This window comes from Microbacterium limosum (assembly GCF_036324365.1).
GTDB classification, from domain to species: Bacteria; Actinomycetota; Actinomycetes; order Actinomycetales; family Microbacteriaceae; genus Microbacterium; species Microbacterium limosum.
In genome coordinates, this window is record NZ_CP137080.1 from 973,561 (window position 1) to 997,542 (window position 23,982).

Annotated in this window: 25 protein-coding genes; 18 read left to right on the forward strand and 7 right to left on the reverse strand. The window is 71.3% G+C overall.

What is annotated here, in order from left to right:
- Window positions 1-45: 45 nt before the first annotated feature.
- The 3 genes from RYJ27_RS04680 to msrA all read left to right on the forward strand — a co-directional run bounded on the left by RYJ27_RS04680 (window position 46) and on the right by msrA (window position 1,715).
- Window positions 46-744 carry an NUDIX hydrolase gene (locus RYJ27_RS04680; RefSeq protein ID WP_330171587.1) on the forward strand — a complete coding sequence of 233 codons (699 nt, stop codon included), beginning with the start codon at window positions 46-48 and terminating at the stop codon, window positions 742-744.
- A 133-nt stretch (window positions 745-877) separates the two neighbouring features.
- Window positions 878-1,030 (forward strand): hypothetical protein, encoded by a 153-nt coding sequence (locus RYJ27_RS04685; RefSeq protein WP_330171588.1) that lies wholly within the window; start codon window positions 878-880, stop codon window positions 1,028-1,030.
- A 139-nt stretch (window positions 1,031-1,169) separates the two neighbouring features.
- The gene (gene msrA / locus RYJ27_RS04690; RefSeq protein ID WP_330171589.1) at window positions 1,170-1,715 is read left to right on the forward strand and encodes a peptide-methionine (S)-S-oxide reductase MsrA; all 546 of its coding nucleotides are present in this window, start codon (window positions 1,170-1,172) and stop codon (window positions 1,713-1,715) included.
- On the opposite strand, the gene RYJ27_RS04695 is transcribed toward msrA, so the two are convergent.
- A complete protein-coding gene (locus RYJ27_RS04695) occupies window positions 1,712-2,800 on the reverse strand; it encodes a DUF4349 domain-containing protein (protein ID WP_330171590.1) in 1,089 nt (362 codons plus the stop codon). The two genes, msrA and RYJ27_RS04695, sit on opposite strands and share 4 nt — an antisense overlap.
- A complete protein-coding gene (locus tag RYJ27_RS04700) occupies window positions 2,797-3,330 on the reverse strand; it encodes an RNA polymerase sigma factor (RefSeq protein WP_330171591.1) in 534 nt (177 codons plus the stop codon). Before RYJ27_RS04700 ends, RYJ27_RS04695 begins: the two co-directional genes overlap by 4 nt.
- A gap of 225 nt (window positions 3,331-3,555) precedes the next feature.
- On the opposite strand from RYJ27_RS04700, the gene RYJ27_RS04705 reads away from it, so the two are divergent.
- From RYJ27_RS04705 to RYJ27_RS04735, 7 genes are all read left to right on the forward strand, one after another.
- Window positions 3,556-4,644, forward strand: coding sequence for a TerC family protein (locus tag RYJ27_RS04705; RefSeq protein ID WP_330171592.1), 1,089 nt, complete (start codon window positions 3,556-3,558; stop codon window positions 4,642-4,644).
- A gap of 291 nt (window positions 4,645-4,935) precedes the next feature.
- Window positions 4,936-6,423, forward strand: coding sequence for a 3-isopropylmalate dehydratase large subunit (gene leuC, locus RYJ27_RS04710; RefSeq protein WP_330171593.1), 1,488 nt, complete (start codon window positions 4,936-4,938; stop codon window positions 6,421-6,423).
- Window positions 6,424-6,425: 2 nt separating this feature from the next.
- On the forward strand, window positions 6,426-7,037 hold the full coding sequence (gene leuD, locus RYJ27_RS04715; protein ID WP_330171594.1) for a 3-isopropylmalate dehydratase small subunit: 612 nt from the start codon (window positions 6,426-6,428) through the stop codon (window positions 7,035-7,037).
- Between the two features lie 10 nt (window positions 7,038-7,047).
- Window positions 7,048-8,415 carry a UDP-N-acetylglucosamine 1-carboxyvinyltransferase gene (gene murA / locus RYJ27_RS04720; RefSeq protein ID WP_330171595.1) on the forward strand — a complete coding sequence of 456 codons (1,368 nt, stop codon included), beginning with the start codon at window positions 7,048-7,050 and terminating at the stop codon, window positions 8,413-8,415.
- Complete coding sequence (locus RYJ27_RS04725; RefSeq protein WP_330171596.1) at window positions 8,412-9,176, forward strand: lysophospholipid acyltransferase family protein; 765 nt, start codon at window positions 8,412-8,414, stop codon at window positions 9,174-9,176. The genes murA and RYJ27_RS04725 overlap by 4 nt, the downstream gene beginning before the upstream one ends.
- Window positions 9,177-9,201: 25 nt before the next feature.
- Window positions 9,202-10,299: an NAD(P)H-dependent glycerol-3-phosphate dehydrogenase gene (locus tag RYJ27_RS04730; protein ID WP_330171597.1), complete on the forward strand. Its 1,098-nt coding sequence runs from the start codon at window positions 9,202-9,204 to the stop codon at window positions 10,297-10,299.
- Window positions 10,199-11,287, forward strand: coding sequence for a D-alanine--D-alanine ligase family protein (locus RYJ27_RS04735; protein ID WP_330171598.1), 1,089 nt, complete (start codon window positions 10,199-10,201; stop codon window positions 11,285-11,287). Before RYJ27_RS04730 ends, RYJ27_RS04735 begins: the two co-directional genes overlap by 101 nt.
- Window positions 11,288-11,291: 4 nt before the next feature.
- Here the strand turns inward: RYJ27_RS04735 and RYJ27_RS04740 are convergent, their stop codons facing one another.
- Window positions 11,292-11,768 (reverse strand): DUF3515 family protein, encoded by a 477-nt coding sequence (locus RYJ27_RS04740; RefSeq protein ID WP_330171599.1) that lies wholly within the window; start codon window positions 11,766-11,768, stop codon window positions 11,292-11,294.
- Window positions 11,769-11,790: 22 nt separating this feature from the next.
- On the opposite strand from RYJ27_RS04740, the gene thiL reads away from it, so the two are divergent.
- Window positions 11,791-12,783 carry a thiamine-phosphate kinase gene (gene thiL, locus RYJ27_RS04745; RefSeq protein ID WP_330171600.1) on the forward strand — a complete coding sequence of 331 codons (993 nt, stop codon included), beginning with the start codon at window positions 11,791-11,793 and terminating at the stop codon, window positions 12,781-12,783.
- 6 nt (window positions 12,784-12,789) lie between these two features.
- On the opposite strand, the gene rsmD is transcribed toward thiL, so the two are convergent.
- On the reverse strand, window positions 12,790-13,350 hold the full coding sequence (gene rsmD / locus RYJ27_RS04750) for a 16S rRNA (guanine(966)-N(2))-methyltransferase RsmD (RefSeq protein ID WP_330171601.1): 561 nt from the start codon (window positions 13,348-13,350) through the stop codon (window positions 12,790-12,792).
- 62 nt (window positions 13,351-13,412) lie between these two features.
- On the opposite strand from rsmD, the gene RYJ27_RS04755 reads away from it, so the two are divergent.
- The 6 genes from RYJ27_RS04755 to mutM all read left to right on the forward strand — a co-directional run bounded on the left by RYJ27_RS04755 (window position 13,413) and on the right by mutM (window position 18,558).
- On the forward strand, window positions 13,413-15,596 hold the full coding sequence (locus RYJ27_RS04755) for an ATP-dependent DNA helicase RecG (protein ID WP_330171602.1): 2,184 nt from the start codon (window positions 13,413-13,415) through the stop codon (window positions 15,594-15,596).
- Between the two features lie 34 nt (window positions 15,597-15,630).
- A complete protein-coding gene (gene coaD / locus RYJ27_RS04760) occupies window positions 15,631-16,128 on the forward strand; it encodes a pantetheine-phosphate adenylyltransferase (RefSeq protein WP_330171603.1) in 498 nt (165 codons plus the stop codon).
- A gap of 107 nt (window positions 16,129-16,235) precedes the next feature.
- Complete coding sequence (locus tag RYJ27_RS04765; protein ID WP_330171604.1) at window positions 16,236-16,712, forward strand: YceD family protein; 477 nt, start codon at window positions 16,236-16,238, stop codon at window positions 16,710-16,712.
- A gap of 25 nt (window positions 16,713-16,737) precedes the next feature.
- Entirely contained in the window at window positions 16,738-16,947 is a 210-nt protein-coding gene (gene rpmF, locus RYJ27_RS04770; RefSeq protein WP_050721097.1) for a 50S ribosomal protein L32, read from the forward strand.
- Between the two features lie 11 nt (window positions 16,948-16,958).
- The gene (gene rnc, locus RYJ27_RS04775) at window positions 16,959-17,651 is read left to right on the forward strand and encodes a ribonuclease III (protein ID WP_330171605.1); all 693 of its coding nucleotides are present in this window, start codon (window positions 16,959-16,961) and stop codon (window positions 17,649-17,651) included.
- Window positions 17,644-18,558, forward strand: coding sequence for a bifunctional DNA-formamidopyrimidine glycosylase/DNA-(apurinic or apyrimidinic site) lyase (gene mutM / locus RYJ27_RS04780; protein ID WP_330171606.1), 915 nt, complete (start codon window positions 17,644-17,646; stop codon window positions 18,556-18,558). The genes rnc and mutM overlap by 8 nt, the downstream gene beginning before the upstream one ends.
- Here the strand turns inward: mutM and RYJ27_RS04785 are convergent, their stop codons facing one another.
- The 3 genes from RYJ27_RS04785 to RYJ27_RS04795 form a co-directional block, all read right to left on the reverse strand.
- Window positions 18,559-19,644 carry a GNAT family N-acetyltransferase gene (locus RYJ27_RS04785; RefSeq protein WP_330171607.1) on the reverse strand — a complete coding sequence of 362 codons (1,086 nt, stop codon included), beginning with the start codon at window positions 19,642-19,644 and terminating at the stop codon, window positions 18,559-18,561.
- Window positions 19,645-19,716: 72 nt separating this feature from the next.
- Window positions 19,717-20,007: a hypothetical protein gene (locus tag RYJ27_RS04790; protein WP_330171608.1), complete on the reverse strand. Its 291-nt coding sequence runs from the start codon at window positions 20,005-20,007 to the stop codon at window positions 19,717-19,719.
- Between the two features lie 162 nt (window positions 20,008-20,169).
- Window positions 20,170-20,301: a hypothetical protein gene (locus RYJ27_RS04795; protein ID WP_330171609.1), complete on the reverse strand. Its 132-nt coding sequence runs from the start codon at window positions 20,299-20,301 to the stop codon at window positions 20,170-20,172.
- A gap of 168 nt (window positions 20,302-20,469) precedes the next feature.
- Between RYJ27_RS04795 and smc the strand changes: the two genes are divergently transcribed.
- On the forward strand, window positions 20,470-23,979 hold the full coding sequence (gene smc / locus RYJ27_RS04800; RefSeq protein ID WP_330171610.1) for a chromosome segregation protein SMC: 3,510 nt from the start codon (window positions 20,470-20,472) through the stop codon (window positions 23,977-23,979).
- The last annotated feature ends 3 nt before the right edge of the window (window positions 23,980-23,982 follow it).

Genomic DNA, 23,982 nt, shown 5'->3' on the forward strand with positions numbered 1-23,982 from the left:
GTGCCACCGAGGACGCACGGGGGAGGCGGGGCGTACGCTGGGCGGGTGCCCGCTTCCTCCTCGTCTCGGAGCGCCCGGGCGCAACTGGCGGCGTTCGCGGCGCGGGGCGCCGGAGGGGCCCTGGCCCGGCGGTTCGGTCCTCTGCCCGGGGCCGGCCTGCGACCCGCGGCCGTGCTGATGCTCTTCGGGGTGCTCGACCGCCTGCCGAGCGATCACGAGGCCCAGGCCCGGGCCGTGTCCCGCGACCTCGACGTGCTGCTGCTGGCCCGCGCCGCGACACTGCGCTCGCACCCCGGTCAGATCGCCTTCCCCGGGGGAAGGGTGGATCCGGGAGACGACGGCGCGGTGGCCGCCGCCGTGCGCGAGGCCGAGGAGGAGACCGGCGTCGACGCCGCGGGGGTGGAGGTGCTCGGCGAGCTGGAGCGCGTCTCGCTGGCATTCTCCGGTCATGTCGTGACGCCCGTGCTCGCCTGGTGGCGGCATCCCTCTCCCGTCGGGGTCGTCGACGAGGCGGAGTCGGCGGACGTGTTCCGGATGCCCGTCGCCGACCTGCTCGATCCCGCCAATCGCGGGGTGACGGTGATACGGCGCGGCGGTCGGGAGTTCCGCGGCCCGGGATTCCTCGTGCCGCACGGCCGCGACGGCCGACTGGTGTGGGGATTCACCGGCATGCTGCTGGACGGGCTGTTCGACGCGCTCGGATGGACCGAGGACTGGGATCGCTCGCGCGAGCTTCCGCTCTGAGACGCCCGGCGTCCCGCACGAGCGCGCAAGCGTGCCGTGCGCAGGCGCGGATGTCAATGGGGGCGGGCGAGCGCAGCCGGGCGCGTAGCGTTCCCGGCACGACGACCCGGCCCGGCCGGAGAAGGAGGCAGCGATGACCGATCGCGACACGTCCGACATCCACAACACCGAGGGCACCCCGGGCGGGGACGCCGAAGCCGACACGACGTCGGGTGGCGCCCCCGAGGAGCCCGACACGACGCTCGACGGCGACGGCAAGCCCGTCGACAACCCCTCGGGCGGCTGACTCCGATCACTCCTGCGGGCGCGATGCCCGCAGGGGATCGGCGCACCTCCGGTAGATCGGGAACACGGATGCCGCGCAGACCGTTGTCCCCGTCGGGCACACCGAGCCCGCACCCCGGACAGAGAGGTACGCTCACCCCATGACCGACGACGGCAGCATCACCCGCACCCCCGGAACCGAGACGGCGGTCCTCGCCGGCGGATGCTTCTGGGGCATGGAAGACCTGATCCGGCGCCAGCCCGGCGTGCTCGGCACGCGGGTCGGCTACACCGGGGGAGAGAACGCCCACGCGACCTACCGCAACCACCCCGGTCATGCCGAAGCGGTGGAGATCGTCTTCGACCCGGAGGCGACGACCTACCGCGACATCCTGGCCTTCTTCTTCCAGATCCACGACCCGTCGACGCTGAACCGGCAGGGCAACGACATCGGCACGAGCTACCGCTCGGCGATCTTCCCGCTCACCCCCGAGCAGGAGCGCGTCGCGCGGGAGACCATCCTGGACGTGGACGCCTCGGGCCTGTGGCCGGGCAAGGCCGTGACGACGATCGAGGAGGCCGGCCCCTTCTGGGAGGCCGAGCCGGAGCACCAGGACTACCTGTTGCGCTACCCCAACGGCTACACGTGCCACTTCCCGCGCGCGGGCTGGGTCCTGCCGCGCAAGGACGCCACCGCCACCGCTTAGGACTCGCCGCGCGGGCGCTGCTGCGACGCGCGGCGCCGCCGCACCAGCGCCCGCACGCCCCAGACGAGAGCGGCCGCCAGGGCGATGACCGCGAGCCAGGGCAGCAGGAACCCGAGGGCGACGACGAAGCCGTTGAGGGCGGCGATCATGCTGTTCCAGCCGGTGACGAGACCATCGCCGAACCCCGCCGGATCGGCCCTGACCTCCGTCCGCTCCACCGCGAGCTCGACCGTCAGCGACGACAGCTCCACCTGCTCATCGAGCTGCTCGAGCTGCTGGCGGTACGACTCCAGTTCCGCCTGCCTCTCCGCGAGCGCGGTCTCGGCCGCGATCAGGTCGGCCACCGATTCGCTCTGGGCCATGAGCTCGGTCAGGCGCGCGACGGATGCCTCGGCCGCGGCCAGGCGTGCGCGCAAATCCTGGGCCTGCTCCGTGACGTCGACCCGCGACACGCTCGAGGAGGTCACCTCCCCGCGTGCGCCGGCCGCCGCCATTGCGGCCGGAAGCTCGTCGGCGGGCACGCGCACGGTGATCCACGCACCGTCGACCGGCGCGGGCATCGACGTCCCCGTCGCGGGGTCGACGACGAGATCGGTGCGGCCGACGTTGAGGCTTTCGACGTACCCCCCGCGGGCCTGCGCGTCCTCGGCGATGGCCTCGGCCGCGGCATCCACATCTCCCACGAGCACACGCATGGATCCGGAGGCGATCAGCTCGCGGTCGGGCGCGCTCTGGGAAGTCGACGCGTCCCCCGCGGAACCCCGCCCGGCGATGATCGACCCGTCGACTGACTCGGGTGCCGCGTCACCGGGGGGCGCGCCCCCGGGAGCCGGCTCGAACGCGCCGTCGGTGGCGATCACGCCCGCCTCGTCCGAAGCGGCGCCTCCGATGCCGCCGACGACAGCGGGCGAGATGACGGCGGCGACGACGAGCACGGCCGCCGCGGAGGCCGCAACCGCCCAGGCGGTGCGCCGCCGGCGCCGCCTGCTCGCGCGATCGTGCTGCGCGGCATCCATGACACGCGCCTCGATGCGGTCGATCGTCGCCTCGGTCAGCGGCGGCAGGGGCGGGGTCGGGGTGCTCATGAGGTCTCTCCCAGGGATGTGCGCACGCGCGATCGGATACGAGAGAGACGATTGCGCACCGTGCCGTGCGTGACTCCGAGCGCGCCGGCGGCGGCGTCGTAGCCGTAGCCCTCCGTCGCACACAGCAGGAAGATGTCACGGTCGAGGGGGTCGAGCTGTTCGATCTCGGCCAGGATGCGCCGGGCGTACTCGGCGTCGATCACCTGCTTCTCGACATCCACCGTGGCCGGCAGCTGTTCGGCGTGCTCGAGCGGTTCCGTCGCGCGGCGGGCGCGCAGCCTGTTGGCGCAGTGGAAGCGGCAGATGGTGACGAGCCACGGCAGCATCGACGTGCCCCGCAGCTGCAGGCCCGAGAGCTTGCGCCACGCGGTCACGAACGTCTCCTGAGCGGCATCCTCCGCCTCTCCCGCGTCGCCGAGCACGCCATAGGCGACCCAGTAAACGGGGCGCACGTGCGCGCGATAGAGCGTGCGGAAGGCGAAGTCGCTGCCCGCCGCCGCCTGCGCGACCAGCGTGGCTTCGTCGTGCATCGCCGCCTCCGCCACGCGCTGGTCCCTTCATCGCCCGGGTCGCCCCGGCTCGCCGTCATCATCTCTCACCCTGTCAGTGTCGAGCCAGGGCGGATCGTCTCAGATCCGTCGCATCGTCTGCGGAGGGACGGGCGGCGTAGACTCGTCGCCGCTCGACAGGCGCTGCGTCGACAGCCCGTCCCGTCTTCGGCTTTCCCCTCTTCCTCCCGCCGCGAAAGGCCGTGCATGGACCTCGTCCTTCCCGTCTGGTTCCAGATCGGCTCGCTCGTCGTGGTGACGCTGATCCTCGTGGCAGACCTGCTGATCATCCTCAAGCGGCCGCACATCCCCTCCACGAAGGAGTCGACCCTGTGGGTCGTCTTCTACGTCACTCTCGCCCTGATCTTCGCGGGTGTCATGTGGTTCTTCGCGGGGGGAGAGGTCGCGGGGCAGTTCGTGGCGGGGTGGCTGACGGAGTACAGCCTGTCGATCGACAACCTCTTCGTCTTCGTGCTGATCATGAGCCAGTTCTCGGTGCCGCGGCGGTATCAGCAGGAGGTGCTGATGGTCGGCATCATCATCGCGCTCGTCCTGCGCGGCCTGTTCATCCTGGTGGGTGCGGCGGTCATCGAGCACTTCAGCCCGATCTTCTATCTCTTCGGCGCGTTCCTGATCTACACCGCCGTCAAGCAGGCCTTCCCGGGTGGCGACCACGACTCCGACGTCACGCAGGAGAACTTCCTCCTCCGCCTGCTTCGCCGGGGCATAGACATCCACGACGAGTACGACGGCTCGAAGCTGCGCACGGTCGTGGACGGCAGGAAGATGTTCACGCCGATGATCATCGTCTTCGCGGCGATCGGGGTCACCGACCTGCTCTTCGCGATCGACTCGATCCCCGCGATCTTCGGCATCACGCAGAGCGCCTTCATCGTCTTCACCGCCAACGTCTTCGCGCTGATGGGGCTGCGCCAGCTGTACTTCCTCCTCGGCGACCTGCTCGACCGCCTGCGCTATCTGCACTACGGCATCGCGTTCATCCTCGCCTTCATCGGCGTGAAGCTCATCCTGCACGCGCTGCACGAGAACGAGCTGCCCTTCATCAACGGGGGTGAGCACATCGAGTGGGTGCCGGTCATCTCGACGTGGGTGTCGCTCGCCGTCATCGTGCTCTCGATGGCGGTCGCGACGCTCGCGAGCCTCTCGGCCTCGGCCCGCGAGCGCCGCGCCGACGGCGAGGACGAGGCGGCTGCGAGCGTCGCGGTCGAGATGGGCACTCCCTCCACCGTCGAGCAGCCCCCGGCATCCGATGCCAAGCCCGACGCCCGCAGCTGAGGCGTCGGCCCGCGAGGCGTCGCGTCCCCGTGCCGAACGGTCGCGACACGCCGCATCGGGCCGTGTGGTCGCGGTGTGTCGCGGCCGTTCGCCGGGAGAGGGGGCGGGCCCCGGCCGGGAGAGGGGGCGGGCCCCGGCCGGGAGAGGGGTCTGCCGCCGCGGTGATACCCTGGGGCCGTGCGGATCGCTCGCCTCCTCCTTAGCGGCCGCGACGAGTCCTAGTTCCCAGGCCTCACTCGTCGCGGAGTTCGTCGCGGGCTTGATCCCCTCACAGGAGAGAAACCACTGAGCATGAGCACACCGCAGACCCACGCGTCCGACATCACGATCCCCGATCGACCGCGCACCCTCGCCGAGAAGGTCTGGGACGACCACCTCGTCGTCAAGGGCGAGGACGGCCAGCCCGACCTCATCTACATCGACCTGCACCTCGTGCACGAGGTGACCAGCCCGCAGGCATTCGACGGACTGCGCACCGAGGGCCGCCCGCTGCGGCGTCTCGACCTGACGATCGCGACCGAGGACCACAACACCCCGACGCTCGAGATCGACAAGCCGATCGCCGACCTCACGAGCCGCACCCAGATCGAGACCCTGCGCCGCAACGCCGAGGAGTTCGGCGTGCGCATCCACTCGCTGGGCGACAAGGAGCAGGGCATCGTGCACGTCGTAGGCCCGCAGCTGGGCCTGACGATGCCGGGGATCACCGTCGTCTGCGGAGACTCGCACACGAGCACCCACGGCGCGTTCGGCGCGATGGCCTTCGGCATCGGCACGAGCGAGGTCGAGCACGTCATGGCGACCCAGACCCTGCCGCTCAAGCCCTTCAAGACGATGGCCATCACGGTCGAGGGCGAGCTCAAGCCCGGCGTCACGGCGAAGGACATCATCCTCGCCGTCATCGCCAAGATCGGCACGAACGGCGGCCAGGGCTACGTGCTCGAGTACCGCGGCAGCGCGATCCGCTCCCTCTCGATGGAGGGGCGGATGACGATCTGCAACATGTCGATCGAGGCGGGCGCGCGCGCCGGCATGGTCGCGCCCGACGAGACGACCTTCGCCTACGTGAAGGACAAGCCGCACGCCCCCCAGGGCAAGGATTGGGAGGATGCCGTCGCCTACTGGCGCACGCTGCCCTCCGACGAGGGCGCCGTCTACGACGCGGAGGTCTTCCTCGACGCGAACGAGCTCGAGCCCTTCGTCACGTGGGGGACCAACCCCGGCCAGGGCGTGTCCCTCTCGGACTCCGTGCCCGACCCCGCGGCGATGACCGATCCCAACGAGCGCCGCGCCGCCGAGCGCGCGCTCGAGTACATGGACCTCGAGCCGGGCACCGCGATGAAGGACGTCGCCGTCGACGCCGTCTTCATGGGCTCGTGCACCAACAGCCGGATCGAGGACCTGCGCGCGTTCGCATCGATCATCCGGGGCCGCACGAAGGCCGAAGGGGTGCGTGTCATGGTCGTCCCCGGATCGGCGCGCGTGCGCCTCGAGGCCGAGGCCGAGGGCCTGGACAAGGTCTTCGTCGACTTCGGTGCGGAATGGCGCTTCGCCGGCTGCTCGATGTGCCTCGGGATGAACCCCGACCAGCTCGCCCCCGGCGAGCGGTGCGCGTCGACGAGCAACCGCAACTTCGAGGGCCGGCAGGGCAAGGGCGGGCGCACGCACCTCGTCTCCCCGCTCGTGGCCGCGGCCACCGCCATCAGGGGCACGCTCTCGAGCCCGAGCGACCTCGAGCCGGCCGACGCTGTGGCGGCCACGACCGGGGCGGAGGCCTGAGCATGGAGAAGTTCACCACGCACACGGGTGTCGCGGTGCCCCTGCGCCGGTCGGCCGTCGACACCGACCAGATCATCCCCGCCGTCTACCTCAAGCGGGTCACCAAGACGGGCTTTGAGGACGCCCTGTTCGCCAACTGGCGCCAGGATCCCGACTTCGTGCTGAACCAGCCGGCGTACGCGGGGGCGAGCATCCTCGTCGCCGGCCCCGATTTCGGCACCGGCTCGAGCCGGGAGCACGCCGTGTGGGCGCTGCGCGACTACGGGTTCCGGGTCGTGCTCAGCTCGCGCTTCGCCGACATCTTCCGCGGCAACGCGGGCAAGCAGGGCCTGCTCGCCGCCGTCGTGCCCGAGGCGGACCTGGAGCGCATCTGGTCGGCGCTGGAGGCCGAGCCGGGCGCGCTGATGACGGTGGACCTGGAGGCGCGCGAGGTGTCGGTCGCCGATGTCCGGGTCGCATTCGACATCGACGATTACACTAGGTGGCGGCTCCTGGAGGGACTCGACGACATCGGGCTCACCCTCAGGAACGAAGACAAGATCGCAGCTTACGAGGCGCGACGCGAATCATGGAGGCCACGCACCCTACCGGTGCCGCCCCTTCCCCTAACGTGAGGCCGACCGCATGACGACACTCCTGAACGACTCCGTGGCGCTGGGCGGTCGGAAGGGAGGGTCGGGGGAGACGCTTCAGATCCGGGGCGGGCACCCGCTCTCCGGGACGGTCGACGTCAAGGGCGCGAAGAACCTCGTCACGAAGGCCATGGTCGCCTCGCTGCTCGGCGACACCGCCAGCATCCTGCACGACGTCCCCGACATCAGCGATGTCGCGGTCGTGCGCTCGCTGCTGGAGGTTCACGGCGTGCGGGTGCAGGACGGGGATGCAGAGGGCAGCCTCGTGCTCGATCCCCGCGACGTCGAGTCCGCCCACATGGAGGAGATCGACGCGCACGCGGGGGCCTCGCGCATCCCGATCCTGTTCTGCGGCCCGCTCCTGCACCGCCTCGGCCAGGCCTTCATCCCCGACCTCGGCGGATGCCGCATCGGCGACCGGCCGATCGACTTCCACCTCGACGCCCTGCGCAAGTTCGGCGCCGTCGTCGAGAAGCTCCCGAGCGGCATCCGCCTGTCGGCGCCGGGCGGTCTGCACGGTGCGAACATCCACCTGCCGTACCCGAGCGTGGGAGCCACGGAACAGGTGCTGCTGACGGCCGTGCGCTCCAGGGGCGTCACGGAGCTGAAGAACGCCGCCATCGAGCCGGAGATCATGGACCTGATCGCCGTGCTGCAGAAGATGGGCGCGATCATCTCCTACGAGCCGAACCGCGTCATCCTCATCGAGGGCGTCGACGACCTGCGCGGGTACGAGCACCGTGCGATCTTCGACCGCAACGAGGCCGCGAGCTGGGCCAGCGCCGCGCTCGCGACCGACGGCGAGATCTTCGTCGGAGGCGCCAAGCAGCAGGAGATGCTCACGTTCCTGAACATCTTCCGCAAGAGCGGGGGCTGGTTCGACGTGCGCGAGGACGGCATCCTGTTCCGGCGCGGGGGCGACCTGCGCCCCGTCGTCGTCGAGACCGACGTGCACCCCGGCTTCATGACGGACTGGCAGCAGCCGCTCATCGTCGCGCTCACGCAGGCCACGGGCGAGTCGATCGTGCACGAGACCGTCTACGAGAACCGCTTCGGCTTCACCGATGCGCTGAACAAGATGGGCGCCAAGATCGCCGTGCACCCGCACGGCCTGCAGAACGGGGTGCGCCGCGTGCCGCGCCGCACCCTCGAGCAGGCCGCCGTCATCACGGGCCCGACGCCGCTCACCGGAGCCGACATCACCGTGCCCGACCTGCGGGGCGGGTACAGCCACGTCATCGCCGCCCTCACCGCGGAGGGCACGTCCACCGTGCGCAACGTCGGCATCATCAGCCGCGGATACGAGAAGTTCTTCGACAAGCTGACTGGCCTGGGCGCCGACTTCGACGTCGTCGGATGAGCGCGCGCCCCCGCGCCTCGCGCGAGAAGACCCGCCCCAGCATCTTCTGGGTGCTCGCCGGCATCGTCGTGCCGGTGGTCGGGCTCCTCGCTCGGATCGAGATCGTCGGCGGCGAGAAGCTCCCCCGCAAGGGCGCGTACGTGCTCGCGCCCAATCACTACAGCGAGATCGATCCGCTCATCGTCGCGGTCGCGGTGTGGCGCCTCGGGCGCGCGCCGCGTTTCATGGCGAAGGAGAGCCTCTTCCGCGTCCCCGTGCTGGGATGGGCGCTGCGCGCGACGGGAATGGTCCCGGTGGCCCGCGCCTCCACCGCCTCGGGGGCGGCGCAGACGATCGAGGCCTCGCGCCGACTCGTCGACGACGGGCGGGGCGTCATCGTGTACCCCGAGGGGACGCTGACGCGCGATCCCGACCTGTGGCCGATGCGGGGAAAAACGGGGGCGGCTCGTCTCGCCCTCGCGGGCGGCCTGCCCGTCATCCCCGTCGCTCACTGGGGCGCGCAGCAGATCATGGGCCGCTACAGCAAGAAGATCGACCTGTGGCCGCCGCGCAAGCACGTGCGCCTGGTGATCGGAGATCCCGTCGATCTGTCCGACCTCCGGGCGACGGGATCGCAGCCCGCGACCCTCACCCGGGCGACGACCCGGATCATGGACGCGATCACCGCGCTGCTGGCCTCCCTCCGGCAGGAGACGCCCCCCGCCGAGCGGTGGAATCCCGCGGAGCACGCGCAGAAGGAGACGGGCCGCTTTGAGTCGTAGGGGCAACGAGGCTCCGCGCGTCGCGGTGATCGGCGCCGGCAGCTGGGGCACGACGTTCGGCAAGATCCTCGCGGACGGGGGTGCGCACGTGACGATGTGGGCGCGCCGCCCCGAGCTCGCGCACGAGATCGCCGAGGCCAAGCGCAACAGTCAATACCTCCCGGGCGTGAACCTGCCGCGCGCCATGACCGCCACGCCGCACCTGTCGGAGGCGCTCGAGGGTGCCGAACAGGTCTACCTGTCGATCCCGAGTCAGTCGGTGCGTCAGAACCTCACCGCGCTCCGGCCACTCCTTTCCACGAGCGACGTGCCCATCGTGAGCCTCATGAAGGGCGTCGAACAACGCACCGGCCTGCGCATGAGCCAGGTGATCGAGCAGGGCCTGGACTGCGACCCGGCCCGCATCGCGGTGGCGTCCGGACCGAACCTCGCGCTCGAGATCGCCCGTGAGCAGCCCACCGCCGCCGTCATCTCCTCCCTCAACCTGGAGACCGCGGAGGCCGTCGCCCGCCGGGCGCGCAACCGGTACTTCCGCTCCTTCGTCAACACCGACGTCACCGGAACCGAGTTCGGCGGCGTGCTGAAGAACCTCATCGCGGTCGCCATCGGCATCGTCGACGGCGTCGGGTACGGCGAGAACACGAAGGCGTCGATCATCACGCGGGGACTCGTCGAGATGACCGACTTCGCGGTCGCCTTCGGCGCCCAGCCCGAGACCCTGCAGGGGCTCGCGGGGCTCGGAGACCTGATCGCGACGTGCCAGTCGCCGCTGTCGCGCAACAACACGGCCGGCCGGCTTCTCGGCCAGGGCTACAGCTTCCAGAACGTCGTGAAGCAGATGCAGCAGACCGCGGAGGGCCTGGCCTCGGTCGCGCCGATCCTGCAGCTGGCCCGCGGGGCCGGGGTGGAGATGCCCATCGTCGAGCAGGTCAAGCGCGTGCTGGACGGCACGATGGATCCTCGCGACATCGCCCCGCACCTGACCACCGACGATGACACCCCGCAGGGGGAGAGGACCCAGAATGGAACGACAGGTCGTGGCGGTGCTCTTCGGAGGGCGCTCGAGCGAGCACTCGATCAGCTCCGTCACGGCGGGGGGAGTGCTTCGGGCGATCGACCGTGACCGTTTCCGGGTGATCCCCATCGGCATCACCCGCGACGGAGTCTTCGTGCTCGAGGCGGACGATCCCGACCGTTTCGCCCTCGACGCGGCGCGGCTGCCCGAGGTGACCGACAACGGCACTCGGATCCTGTGGCCGGAGGGCGGGCAGGACCGGTCCCTCCGCGTCCGACGCGCCGACGGCGAGGTCGAGGAGCTCGGGTCCGTCGACGTCGTGCTCCCGATCCTGCACGGCGTGCACGGTGAGGACGGAACGGTGCAGGGCTTCCTCGACACCCTCGGCATCCCGTACGCCGGCGCCGGCGTGATCGACTCGGCGCTGTGCATGGACAAGCACTTCATGAAGGTCGCCCTCGAGGCATCCGGCGTGCCCGTCGCCCCGTGGGTCACCGTGCGCGAGCGTTCTTGGCGCGCCGACCCCGGCGCCGTGCGGAGCGATGCCGCGGGCCTCGGGATGCCGCTGTTCGTCAAGCCCGCGCGCGCCGGCTCCAGCGTGGGGGTGTCGAAGGTGCACACGATCGACGAGCTCGACGAGGCGCTGCGCGTGGCCTTCGCCGAGGACGAGAAGGTCCTCGTCGAGCAGGGGATCTCCGGGCGCGAGGTCGAGGTGGCGATCCTCGAGGGCAGCGACGGTGTCGTCCGTGCCTCTCTTCCGGGCGAGATCGTGCTGACGACGCGGGAGTTCTACGACTTCGAGGGCAAGTACCTGGGTGGCGACGGGGTGGAGGTGGTGTGTCCCGCCGACGTCGACGCGGCATCCACCGACCGCATCCGCGACATGGGCGTGCGGGCGTTCGAGGCGGTCGATGGGCGCGGGCTCGCGCGGGTGGACTTCTTCCTGACCGCCGACGGCCTCGTCGTCAACGAGCTCAACACGATGCCGGGCTTCACCCCGATCTCGATGTTCCCGAAGTGCTGGATCGCGTCGGGGATGAGCTATCCCGAGCTGATCTCCGAGCTCCTCGACACGGCCCTGGGGCGCGCGGCCTGAGGCCTCACTCGCCCGCGGGACGCTCCGTGCAGCGCCCGTCGACGGGCAGCCGCGAGACCGCCGGCGAGAGCGCGTCGAGCACGTCGAGGCTCGAGACGGCCTCGTTGTCGAGGTACACCTGCACGGCCGGCGTGCGCCCGAAGCTCGTGACGAGGTAGCGCGGGGCGTCGGAGTCGTCGATGATCCAGTCCACCGAGCCGACCGTCTGACACGGCAGCGTCGTGGGACCGGGAGGTTCCACGCCGCAGCTGACCACGACGGCGGTCGGGGAGCCCCAGGATGCCGTGGCCTGCGCATCGGTCCAGACGCGAGCCTGTCCCGCGAGCTCGTCCGGGTACCGCACCGACACCTCGGCGCAGAGGGGATCGTCTGCGTTCGCGGCAGGCTCGAGCGAGATCACGGCGCTGCAGCCGGCGAGGGCGAACGCCGCGAGCGAGAACAGCCCCGTCGCGGCGGCGAGGCGGGAGCGGGGGCGGAGCACCCGACCAGGCTACCGTGGGGGGATGAGCGTGCTGCCGGAGGACCCGCGTGTGGGCGAGCTGTCCGAAGCGATCATCCTCCGCGGCATCCTCGAGCGTCTGGGCGGCTCTCGCGCTCTCGTCGGCCCCGGGGACGATGCCGCCGTGCTCGCGATGGCGGGCCGGGTCGTCGCGACCACCGACACGCTCGTCGAGGGCCCCGACTTCCGTCTCGCGTGGTCGAGCGGGTACGACCTCGGGTGGAAATCCGCCGCCGTGAACCTCGCCGACGTCGCGGCGATGGGCGCGCGTCCCACGGCGCTCCTCGTGGCGCTCGCGCTGCCTGCCGAGACGCGGCTGTCGTTCGTGCTGGACCTCGCCGACGGGCTCCGCGACGCGTGCGACCGCCTCGCGCCGGGGTGCGAGGTGGTGGGCGGCGACCTCACGGTCTCGCCCACGCTCACCATCGCGGTGACGGCGCTCGGCGAGCTCGAGGAGAGGGAGGCGGTTCGGCGGGACGGGGCCCGTGCGGGGGACGTGCTCGCCCTGGCGGGGGAGGCGGGGCAGGCCGCCCGCGGCCTCTCGGTGCTCTTCGACCGTTTCCGTGACGCCGACGGGAGGCCTGTCCCGGTCGACCGGTCCGGGCTGGTGCCCGACGACGCCCGAGCGCTCGATGCGCAGCTGCGTCCGCTGCCGCCCGTCGCCCTCGGTCCCGTCGCCGCGGATGCGGGCGCGACCGCCATGATGGACGTCTCCGACGGTCTGGCCCGCGACGCGGCGCGCATGGCGGCGGCATCCGGCGTCTCGTTCGACATCGACGGGGCGGCGCTCGGCCCGCACCGCGCCTGGGCGGTGTCGGGGGGCGAGGATCACGGCCTGCTGGCGACCTTCCCGGACGGGCGGGAACTGCCGGAGGGATTCCGCGCAATCGGTCGCGCCGTGCCCGCGCGCGGCGACGGGCCGGCGGTCAACGTCGACGGAGCGGCCGCCGACGGCGGATGGGACCCCTATCGCGACTGGGACGGGCGCTCGGGCTGACCGCGGTCAGGATGCGACGGAGACCCACCACAGCGTGGTGTCGCCGTAGCGCCTCTCCCTGCGGTGCTGCAGGCCCTCGGGAAGTGTGGGCACGGGGGAGCGCCGCGACCGTTCGAGGATGACCGTGGCGCGAGCGCCGAGGTGGGGCACGAGCGCCGCGAGCGCGTCGGTGAGTGCCGCATCGGTGTGGTCGTAGGGCGGGTCGAGGAACACCAGGTCCCACGTGGCCGACGTGGAGCGCAGGAACGCCTCGGCGGACATGCGGTGCACGCGCGCGTCGCCTGAGCCGACCGCAGCCGCGACCCGCCGCGCGTTGCGCTCGGCGACGGCCGCTGCGGGAGACGCCTTCTCCACGAGATCGACGGATGCCGCGCCGCGGCTGAGCGCCTCGAGGCCGAGCGCGCCCGATCCGGCGTAGAGGTCGAGCACCCGCGCGTCCTCGATCGCATCCGCCGACTCGAGTCCCGCGAATAGCGACTCGCGCACCCGGTCGCTCGTGGGTCGCGTTCCCGCGGCGGGAACCGCCAGCGGCAGCGATCCGGCGCGTCCGGCGATGATGCGTGTCACACCCTCACGATAGCGAGGCGACGCCTTCCCCCAGCGTCGGAGGCCGACCTTAGACTCGGGTCGTGCCCTCGCTCAGCCTCGAATCGCGCCTGGACGGCGTCGTGGGCGGAAAGACGGCGGCGGCTCTCGGCCGAGCCTTCCAGATGCAGACGGTCGGCGATCTGCTCTCGCACTATCCGCGCCGGTACGCGCGCCGCGGCGACCTCACGCCCATCGACTCGCTACCGCTGGGCGAGAACGTCACGATCGTCGCGGAGATCCGCAGGGTGAGCGAGCGGGCGATGCGGCAGCGGCGCGGTTCGCTGCTCGAGGTCGTGATCGGCGACGGTCTCAGCGAGGTGTCGTTGACTTTCTTCAATCAGCAGTGGCGGATGTCCGAGCTGCGACCCGGTCGCCGGGGGATCTTCTCCGGGAAGGTCGGGCAGTACAAGAGCGGCCGGCAGTTCGCGCACCCCGACTACGTGCTCTTCGACGGCGATGTCGAGAACACGCTGCGCACGACCGCGGCGTTCTCCAACGCGATGATCCCCATCTACCCCGCGACCTCGTCCCTGCCGAGCTGGAAGATCTCGCAGGCGGTCGATCTCGTGCTCGACTCGCTCGGAGGTCTGGACGACCCCCTCGTCGGCGAGATGCGAGAGCGGATGCAGCTGCTCCCCTTCGCCGATGCGCTGCGCGGCATCCATCGTCCCGAGACCGACGCGGACGTCGATGCCGCCCGCCGTACGCTGCGGATGCACGAGGCGCTCGTCCTGCAGACGGCGCTGCTGCAGCAGCGCCAGTTCGTGCGGGCGCTCTCCGCGACCACCCGTGCCAGCGAGACCGGGGGCCTGCTCGACCGGTTCGACGCCGCCCTTCCCTTCGAACGAACGACCGACCAGATCAGCGTCGGCGATCAGATCTCGGCAGATCTCACTACCCCGTGGCCGATGAACCGCCTGGTGCAGGGCGAGGTGGGATCGGGCAAGACGCTCGTCGCCCTGCGCGCGATGCTGCAGGTGGCCGAGTCCGGGGGGCAGTCCGCGCTCATCGCCCCCACCGAGGTGCTCGCGGGCCAGCATCTCCGATCGATCGCCCGCATGCTCGGGCCCGACCTCGCCCCCGCTCTGATGCCGACCCTGCTCACGGGCCAGCAGGGCACCGCGGAGCGACGCAAGGCCGCGCTCCGCGTCGCGTCGGGGCAGGCGCTCATCGTCGTCGGCACGCACGCGCTCCTGAGCGACAAGACGACGTTCGCCGATCTCGGGCTGGTCGTCATCGACGAGCAGCACCGGTTCGGCGTCGAGCAGCGCGAGGCGCTGCGGGCCAAGGGGACGAGTCCTCACGCCCTCGTCCTCACGGCCACGCCCATCCCGCGCACCGTCGCGATGACCGTGTTCGGCGACCTCGATGTGTCGACGATCCGGTCGATGCCCACGGGGCGCGCCGGCATCGAGACCTTCGTCGCGCCGGTCGCCGAGAAGCCGGGATGGTTCGATCGCGTCTGGGCGCGCGTCGCGGAAGAGGTCGGCAAGGGGCACCAGGCGTTCGTCGTCTGCCCCGCGATCGATCCGACGGCCTCGACGGCGGCCGCACGGGATGACGATGCCGACGCGGCCGACGCGCCGGTCGCGGAGGGCGCACCGGCGAAGCCGCGGTGGGGCGTCGCGCAGGCAGCGGACCTGCTCGGCCGGCATCCTCTCTTCGGCTCGATCCGCGTCGCAACCCTGCACGGCCGGATGCCCGGGGAGGAGAAGGATGCGATCATGCGCTCCTTCGCCGCGGGGCAGATCGATGTGCTCGTCGCGACGACCGTCATCGAGGTCGGCGTGGACGTGCCGAACGCGTCGACGATGGTCGTGCTCGATTCCGACCGCTTCGGGGTCTCGCAACTCCACCAGCTGCGCGGGAGGGTGGGACGGGGCAGCGTCGCAGGCCTCTGTCTGCTCGTGACGGAGGCCGCGGGCGGGTCGCCCGCTCGCTCCCGGGTGGAGGCCGTGGCGCGCGTCTCCGACGGCTTCGAGCTCGCCGAGATCGATCTGGAGCTGCGCGGGGAGGGCGACGTGCTGGGCGACCTGCAGTCCGGCGCTCGATCGTCGTTGCGCCTGCTGCGGGTCGTCGATGACGCGGCACTCATCGGTCTCGCGCGCGACGAGGCGGAGCGGATCCTCGAGGAGGATCCGGCCCTCAGTCGCCACACGGGGCTGTCGTCGGCGATAGAGCGCCGCCTGGATGTCGCCGAGCGCGCGGCGATGGCCCGGGCCTGACGGCGCGAGCGCGCTCCGCGGGTAGTCTCGAGGGGTGAACAACCGGATCGCCGTCGTGCCGGGCTCCTTCGATCCGCCCACGCTCGGCCACCTCGATGTCATCCGGCGCGCCGCGGGATTGTACGACCGGCTGCACGTGCTCGTCGTGCACAACCCGGGCAAGGCGGCGATGCTGCCGATCGCGCAGCGGCTGAGCCTGCTGGAGCAGTCGATCGCCGAGAGCGACATCGACAGCGACGTGGTCGTCGCCTCCTGGAGCGTCGGGCTGCTCGTGGACTACGCGCGCGATGTCGGAGCGGGGGTGCTGGTGAAGGGCATCCGCTCGCAGGTGGATGTCGCCTACGAGACGCCCATGGCGATCGTCAATCGTCATCTGGCCTCCGTCGAGACCGTCTTCCTGCTTCCCGATCCCGCCCACGCGCTCGTCTCCAGTTCGCTCGTGCGCCAGGTCGCCTCCCTCGGCGGGGACGTCTCGCCGTACGTGCCGCCCGCGGTCGCCCGCTTCCTCGACACGGGCGCCCGCGACATCTGACCCCGCCCCGGCCCGGGCGAGCGCGGGTAGCATGGTCGACCGTGAGATCCCCACGCCCCGGCCCCTTCAGCATCGGCGTCCGCGACATCGTCCGGCGCCCCGGTGAGATGCGCGAAGTCGAGCTCGACGTCCCCCTGAAGGAGAAATGGGGGGAGGCGCTCGTCGCGGTCGAACCTGGTGAGTCGATCCACGTCTTCGCCCGGCTGGAGTCGGTGCACGAGGGCATCCTGGCCACCGCAGAGGTGGACGCGCAGTACCGCGGGGTGTGCGGGCGATGCCTGACGGACATCTCCGCGCCGGTCGAAGTCGAGTTCCAGGAGCTTTTCGCGTATCCTGGGCAGGAAACATCTGACCTCGAGGTTCAAGACGACCACGTGGATCTTGAAACTCCGGTCAGGGATGCGATCGTTTTGACGCTTCCGTTTCAACCGGTCTGCCGACCGGATTGCCCGGGGCTCGACCCCGCGACGGGCGAGCCGATGGCGGATGGATCGGGCACGGAACCTCGTGCCGACCTCGATCCGCGCTGGGCGGCGCTGGCGGAGTACACCGCGACAGACGCCGATGGCGGCCGGAAGCCCTAGAACTCACCGACGAAAGAGATGACCCATGGCTGGTAACCCTCCGAAGCGCAAGGTCTCGCGCTCCAACACCCGTTCGCGCCGCGCGCAGTGGAAGGCGGAAGCCCCCGCGCTCGTCAAGACGGTGGAGAACGGCAAGGTCGTCTACAGCCGTCCCCACCAGGCGAAGGTCGTCACCGACTCGCAGGGCACCGAGCTGTTCCTGGAGTACAAGGGCCGCAAGGTCGCCGACGTCTGACAGCGACGCTCGTGACGGACGCCCCTGGGGGGATACGGCCACTCACAGACACGCTCGGCGTCGACATCGACGCCGAGCTTCTGTCTCTCGCCCTCACGCATCGCTCATACGCGTATGAGAACGGCGGAATCCCGCACAACGAGCGCCTGGAGTTCCTCGGGGACTCGGTGCTCGGTCAGGCCGTCACGGTCACTCTCTTCACGAGATATCCCGATCTGGACGAAGGCTCGCTCGCCAAACGACGTGCGAGCCTCGTCTCCACCGTCGCCCTCGCCGAGGTCGCCCGACGCGTCGGCGTCGGGGCGCACGTGCTCCTCGGTCGAGGCGAAGAGCAGACCGGCGGTCGCGACAAGGACTCGATTCTCGCCGACACGACGGAGGCCCTGATCGGCGCCGCCTACCTCTCGGCGGGCCAGGATGCCGCGACATCCCTCGTCATCCGCCTCGTCGAGCCGCTGCTCGACGACCCCGAGCGCTACGGCGCCGCGATGGACCCGAAGACGAGCCTGCAAGAGCTCGCCGCGCGCCGTCAGGCGCCGCCGCCGGAGTACTCGGTCGTCGCCGACGGCCCCGACCACAACCGCCTGTTCACCGCCACGGTGCGCGTCGGGGACGTCCGAGCGGACGGAGTGGGCACGAGCAAGAAGGCCGCCGAGATGGCGGCGGCCCTCCAGGCCTGGCGCGATCTCAGCGCCCGTGCCTGAGCTCCCCGAGGTCGAGGTGGTGCGTGCGGGCCTCGCGCCCGCCGTCACCGGGGCGACGGTCGCGGCCGTCGTGGTCGACGACGCCCGCGCCCTGACCCGGCATGCGGCGGGCGTGGCCGACTTCTGCGCCCGTCTGACCGGCCGCCGAATGCTCGGCGCGGCCCGCCGCGGGAAGTTCCTCTGGTTCCCGCTCGCTCCCGACGGGGAGGGAGCGCCGGAGGCGGTGCTCGGTCATCTCGGGATGAGCGGACAGATGCTCCTGCGGGCGGCAGGGGCCGACCGCGAACGCCACGAACGCGTCCGACTGAGCCTGGACCACCCGCTGCACGGGGAGCTCGATCTCGTCTTCGCCGACCAGCGGACGTTCGGCTCCCTCGCCGTCGACGCGCTCGTCCCGACCGACGACGGCGAACCCGCGGGGCGGGGAACTCTCGACCCCCTCCTTCCGGCGCAGGCCCGCCACATCGCCCGCGACCCTCTCGACCCCGCTTTCCGCGATCGCGCATTCGTCGCGGCTGTGTCGCGCACGCGCTCCGCGATAAAGCGCGTGCTGCTCGATCAGGGCGTCGTGAGCGGCATCGGCAACATCTACGCGGACGAGGCCCTCTGGTCGGCCCGGCTGCACCCCGAGACGCCGTCCGACGCGATCTCCTCGCGTCGAGCCGGACGCCTGCTCGCGGAGGTGCGGGCCGTGCTGGAGCGGGCGCTCGCCGAAGGCGGCACGAGTTTCGACGCCCAGTACGTCAACGTCAACGGTCAGGCCGGGTACTTCGCCCACTCGCTGAACGCCTACGGTCGTGGCGGGCGGCCGTGCCCGCGGTGCGGCCGCCCGATCGAGCGCATCGCCTTCACCAACCGCGCCAGCCATTTCTGCCCGCGTTGCCAGCGGATGCCTGAGGCCGGCTGATCAGCGAAGCACCTTCTTCCACGCCCCTTCGTACGCGATCGGCGCGAACCCGATCGCTTCGTTGATGTCGAGCATCGGGCGGTTCTCCTCCGCGTTGTAGGTCAGCACGCGCGGTGAATCAGGCGCGATCGCCCGCCACGCGAGGAGCCCCTCGCACTTCACGAGCATCCCGAGGCGGTGACCACGATGCCGGGAGAGCACGAGCGTGTCCTCCTGATGCGTCGCCTCGGAGCGGTCGGCGGCGATGACCAGCTCGTTGAAGGCGCACAGCTCACCGGTCGCGATGTGCTGGGCGGCCGTGACGAGCATCGTCTGCCCGGCCTCCAGGTATCGCTCATCGTGCGTCGCGACACGAGCGGCATCCCACACCTCGTCGTCGTATTCGAGGGCGGCCGAGGGGGCGTCGGTGACCATGCGCGATTTCATCCACGCGTATCCGGCGGTGAACTCCGACGGGGTCGGCAGCGTCCACGACACGACCCGGTAGCCCACGGCGGCCTCGAGCGCGTCGTCGCGCAGGGTGCGCACGCGATCCCACGACGCGCGCAGGTCGAGGGCGCTGCACCGCTCGACCTGCTCGAGCGCGAAGCCCCGGCGGGCCAGGAAGCGCGCGGCGTGGTCCTCCGCCGGCACCGAGCCGAAGCCGGTCGGCGGGTGCAGGCGCCCGCCGGGCGCTTCGGGATGCTCCACCCACGTCTGCAGCGTCTGCCGACCGTGCTCACGCGCGACCCGCTCGATCATCTCGAGAGCCGCGCCGCCGATGCCACGCCCCCACGCCGCGCGGCGCAGCTCGACGAGGACGAACGCGAGGGTCGATTCCCGTTCGATCGGCAGATCCACCCCGATGCGCCCGACCGGCTCGTCGTCGTCGAGGACGAGCCACGTCATCCGCTTCTCGTACGGATCGTCGCGGTAGTGCGGGAGGAGGCTCTCCGCGCTCATGGAATGGTCGGTATGCCCGGAGATCTCCTCATACACCGCGTTGCGCACGCCCGACATCGCGCGGAAATCGGCGCCGTCGGGATCGTCGGCGCGGGTGGGGATCGTGACGGGCCGGATGGTGATGCCGGCGGGAAGGGATGTCATCGCGGTGCTCTCATCGTGGAGGGGTGGGGAGGGGGAGGCCGGTGCCCGTGCGTGGGCCCGGGCACCGGCGGGTCACGCGCCGTGCATCCACAGGCGGGTGGCCCAGGCCGCGTCGGCATCCCGGAGCTCGCGTCGGTCGACGGCGCGCTGCCGCAGCAGCTCCCGTTCGCCGGCGTCGGCGCCGGTGCCCCTGTCGGCGGTGCGAGGGGGACGAGCGCTCCAGATGAGCAGCCAGAGCCCCACGCGCATGGCACAGCGATCGAGGATCGAGGTGCGCGGTGGCGCGGGAAGAGCCGCCGCCAGGAGCGACGGCAGGGAATCGGGAGGGTGCGCGGCTGTCCGCGGAGGGGAGGTGGTGTTCACGGGAATCGCTTTCGGAGGACCCGGGGAATCGGGCGGGAGAGGAAAGGGCGAGGGAGGGGGCCCCGAAGACCCGTGCCGTGGCACGGGGTGGGTCCACCGATGCCCCCGGGCATCGGCATGCACGGAGCAGCCCGGGAATCGGGCAGAGGTGCGGCGCGGACGCTAGCGCGCGGAGAGGGCGGGTGTTCCGCCGAAGGCGCCGACGGGGCCGGTCGCGAGCGATGCGCGGGCGACGACTCCGAATGGAGCGTGCGTGCGGGGCGCTGTCCCCGTCTTGGTGTTGTGCATCATCATGGCGACCTCCTCTCGATGTCCGACGCGAGCACAGACGCTAGCGCCCACGTACGCCGCCGTCAAGCGGATTCTCAGGTTTCCTCGCGCGGCCGCGCGGTGCCTGCCGGGCTCCGAGGGATGCCTCGGGTAGCGTGAACCCGTGAAGATCCGGGGCCGAGGGGCGCATCCATGCACCTGAAGAGCGTGACGCTCAAGGGCTTCAAGTCGTTCGCGCAGCCGACGACGTTCGCGCTCGAGACGGGCGTCACGGCCATCGTCGGGCCCAACGGATCCGGCAAGTCCAACGTCGTGGACGCCCTGGCGTGGGTGATGGGCGAGCAAGGCGCGAAGACCCTCCGCGGCGGCAAGATGGAGGACGTCATCTTCGCGGGGACCTCGACCCGCGGCCCCCTCGGCCGCGCAGAAGTCCAGCTGACGATCGACAATTCCGACGGCGCGCTGCCGATCGAGTACTCCGAGGTCACGATCAGCCGGACCCTGTTCCGAAACGGCGCGAGCGAGTACGCGATCAATGGCGAGTCGTGCCGGCTGCTCGATGTGCAGGAGCTGCTCAGCGACTCCGGTCTCGGCCGTGAGATGCACGTCATCGTCGGGCAGGGCAGGCTCGACGCGGTGCTGCAGGCGTCTCCCGAGGATCGTCGCGGGTTCATCGAGGAGGCGGCCGGAATCCTCAAGCACCGGCGGCGCAAGGAGAAGACGCTGCGCAAGCTCGAGGCGATGGAGTCCAATCTCACGCGTCTCAGCGATCTCGCCGGCGAGATCCGGCGACAGCTCAAGCCGCTCGGGCGGCAGGCGGAGATCGCGCGGGAGGCGCAGTCGATCGCGGCGGTCGTGCGAGATGCGAAGGCCCGGCTGCTGGCCGACGAGGTCGTGCAGCTGCGGCGCACCCTCGCCGATCACGCGCGCGCCGAGCACGAGCGCCACTCGGAGCGGCTCGTCCTGCAGGACCGGCTCGAGCAGGTGCGCGCGCGGGTGGCCGCGCTGGAGGCGGACCCGGGCGGGGAGGGCGTGGATGCCGCACGCGGCGTGCTGTTCGGCCTCGAGCAGGTGCAGGAGCGGCTGCGGAGCCTCTTCACCCTCGCCAATCAGCGCCTCGCGCTGCTGGGCGGCGAAGACGACGCCCCCGCGGGGGTTACGGTCTCGGAGGCCGACATCGACGAGGCGCGCCGCGAGGTCTCCGAGCTCTCCGACGGGCTGACGGGAGCGCAGGACGCGGCCGTCGCCGCGGGACGGGCGGTGGCGCAGGCACGAGCCGAGCTCGACGCGCTCGACACCGACATCGCCGCGCAGAGTGCCCTGGTCTCGGAGCATGACATGCGGCTCACGACCCTGCGGGGCAGGGCCGAGGCAGCGGCATCCGCCCTCGCCGCCGTGCGAGAGGCGGTGCAGAGGCAGAGGGGGGCACTGGATGCGGCGCTGGCGCGACGCGCGGAGGCGCAGGAGGCGATCGAACAGCTCGGCACGCCTCCCGACGGCGACGACGCCGCGCACGCGGCCGAGTACGAACGCGCGGGCCGCGCCGTGTCCGAGGCCGAGGCGCACGTGGCCGGGATGCGTGATCGGCTCCACGCCGCGGAACGCGAGATCGACTCGCTGACCGCCCAGACGGCCGCACTCACGCGTGCGCTCACGGTGCGCAACGCGGCGGCCGCCATCATCGATCGCGGCCTGACGGGTGTGCAGGGGCTCGTGGCGGACGGGATCCAGGTGCGACCCGGCTTCGAGGCCGCCATCGCCGCCGTGCTCGGCCCCGTCGCCGAGGGCCTGCTCGTCGACGAGCGCGATTCCGCGTTCGCCGTTCTCGCAGAGGCCGCGCGCGCCGATCTCGGCACCGTCGACGTCGTCGTCGCGGATGCTCCCGTGCGCCACAAGCCGCCCGCCGTCGAGGGACTCATCGCCGCGAGCGACGTCGTCTCCGGCCCAGACGGTGTGCGGGGCATGCTCTCGGGCGTGTTCGTCGCCGACGACCTCGCGGCCGCGCGGAGCGCGTGGGAGCGGATGCCCCTCCTGACCGACGCCGCCCCGGTGACCGTCGTGACGCGCGCCGGGGAGGTGACCACCGCCCAGCTCATCCGCGGCGGGGCGGGGGGATCACCGTCCCGCCTGGCGCTCATCGCCGAGCGCGACGCGGCCGACGAACGTCTCGCGGAAGTCCGCGTCATCGCCGACTCGCTGCGCGAAGCGCTCGGCGATGCCCAGGCCGCGCTCGCGACCGCGCGCCGGCACGCGGCCGACGCGCTGACCGCGCTACGGGAGCACGACGCCGCGCTGGCGGCCGACGCCGAACGCCGGAACAAGGTCACCGTGCGCTACGAGGCCGCCGCGGCCGAATGCGAGCGCCTCGAAGCGGGCGTGGCCCAATCGGCGGGATCGGTCGCGGACGCCGAGGCGGCCGTGCGCCGCGCCGACTCCGAGCTCGAGGCGGCGCAGGAGCTGCCCCGCCCGATCCTCGACGCGTCGGCCCGCGAGGGCATGCTCGCAGAGCTCGAGGCGGCGCGCGAGGGGGAGATGCGGGCCCGGCTCGACGTGGAGACGCTGCGGGAGCGGATCCGTGCCCAGGAGTCCCGAGTGGGCGGTCTGGTCCGGCAGCGGGAGACGGAGCGCAAGGCCGCCGAGGACGCGGCTCGTCGCGCCGTGGTCCGGCGTGCGCAGCGCGAATCCGCCGGGGGAGTGGTCGCGGAGGTGCCGCGGGTGCTCGACTCCGTGGAACGCTCTGTCGCCCAGGCTCGCCTGGAGCTGGCCCGTGCCGAGCAGGATCGCGCCGAGCACAACGCCGAGTTGAAGGACCTGCGCGGTCAGGAAGCGGGGCTGCGCGAGCGGCTCGCCGGACTGACGGAGGGGGTTCACGCCCTCGAGCTCCAGATACACGAGAAGAAGCTCCACCTGAACGGTGTGCTCGATCGCGTCCGGTCGGAGTTGGCGATAGATGAAACGATTCTCATAGCGGAATATGGTCCGGACCAGGATGTAGAGGTTGCGGGTACCGACGATGACGAACCCGTCACCGAACCATTCGATCGCGATCGTCAGCGCCGTCGCCTGCAGGATGCCGAGCGCAAGCTCGCACAGCTCGGCCGGGTCAACCCGCTCGCGCTCGAAGAGTTCGCCGCCCTCGAGCAGCGGCACGCGTTCCTCGTCGATCAGCTCGCCGACCTCACGAAGACGCGCACCGACCTCATGACGATCATCGAAGAGCTCGACGATCGGATGCAGGCCATCTTCCATGCGGCCTACGAAGACACCCGCACGGCGTTCGGCGAGGTCTTCCCGATCCTCTTCCCGGGAGGGGCGGGCAGTATCTCGCTGACGGACCCCGACAACCTCCTGACGACGGGTATCGAGGTCTCCGTCCGCCCCGCGGGCAAGAAGATCGAACGGCTCTCACTGCTCTCGGGGGGGGAGCGATCGCTCGCGGCGGTGGCGTTCCTCACCGCCATATTCAAGGCGCGCCCGAGCCCGTTCTACATTCTCGACGAGGTCGAGGCGGCGCTCGACGACGCGAACCTCGGTCGGCTCCTCGGGGTGTTCGAGCAGCTGCGCGCCTCCAGTCAGCTCATCGTCATCACGCATCAGAAGCGCACGATGGAGGTCGCCGATGCCCTGTACGGGGTCTCGATGCGGCAGGACGGCGTCTCGGCGGTCGTGGGGCAGCGCGTGAACGAACGCGCCTCGGCCTAGTGC

What these genes read in the sequence shown, in the direction of transcription:
- RYJ27_RS04685 (WP_330171588.1), top strand. Translation starts at nt 878, where the DNA reads ATGACCGATCGCGACACGTCCGACATCCACAACACCGAGGGCACCCCG.
- msrA (WP_330171589.1), top strand. Translation starts at nt 1,170, where the DNA reads ATGACCGACGACGGCAGCATCACCCGCACCCCCGGAACCGAGACGGCG.
- RYJ27_RS04695 (WP_330171590.1), bottom strand. Translation starts at nt 2,800, where the DNA reads ATGAGCACCCCGACCCCGCCCCTGCCGCCGCTGACCGAGGCGACGATC.
- RYJ27_RS04700 (WP_330171591.1), bottom strand. Translation starts at nt 3,330, where the DNA reads ATGCACGACGAAGCCACGCTGGTCGCGCAGGCGGCGGCGGGCAGCGAC.
- RYJ27_RS04705 (WP_330171592.1), top strand. Translation starts at nt 3,556, where the DNA reads ATGGACCTCGTCCTTCCCGTCTGGTTCCAGATCGGCTCGCTCGTCGTG.
- leuC (WP_330171593.1), top strand. Translation starts at nt 4,936, where the DNA reads ATGAGCACACCGCAGACCCACGCGTCCGACATCACGATCCCCGATCGA.
- leuD (WP_330171594.1), top strand. Translation starts at nt 6,426, where the DNA reads ATGGAGAAGTTCACCACGCACACGGGTGTCGCGGTGCCCCTGCGCCGG.
- murA (WP_330171595.1), top strand. Translation starts at nt 7,048, where the DNA reads ATGACGACACTCCTGAACGACTCCGTGGCGCTGGGCGGTCGGAAGGGA.
- RYJ27_RS04725 (WP_330171596.1), top strand. Translation starts at nt 8,412, where the DNA reads ATGAGCGCGCGCCCCCGCGCCTCGCGCGAGAAGACCCGCCCCAGCATC.
- RYJ27_RS04735 (WP_330171598.1), top strand. Translation starts at nt 10,199, where the DNA reads ATGGAACGACAGGTCGTGGCGGTGCTCTTCGGAGGGCGCTCGAGCGAG.
- thiL (WP_330171600.1), top strand. Translation starts at nt 11,791, where the DNA reads ATGAGCGTGCTGCCGGAGGACCCGCGTGTGGGCGAGCTGTCCGAAGCG.
- RYJ27_RS04765 (WP_330171604.1), top strand. Translation starts at nt 16,236, where the DNA reads ATGCGCGAAGTCGAGCTCGACGTCCCCCTGAAGGAGAAATGGGGGGAG.
- rpmF (WP_050721097.1), top strand. Translation starts at nt 16,738, where the DNA reads ATGGCTGGTAACCCTCCGAAGCGCAAGGTCTCGCGCTCCAACACCCGT.
- RYJ27_RS04785 (WP_330171607.1), bottom strand. Translation starts at nt 19,644, where the DNA reads ATGACATCCCTTCCCGCCGGCATCACCATCCGGCCCGTCACGATCCCC.
- RYJ27_RS04795 (WP_330171609.1), bottom strand. Translation starts at nt 20,301, where the DNA reads ATGATGATGCACAACACCAAGACGGGGACAGCGCCCCGCACGCACGCT.
- smc (WP_330171610.1), top strand. Translation starts at nt 20,470, where the DNA reads ATGCACCTGAAGAGCGTGACGCTCAAGGGCTTCAAGTCGTTCGCGCAG.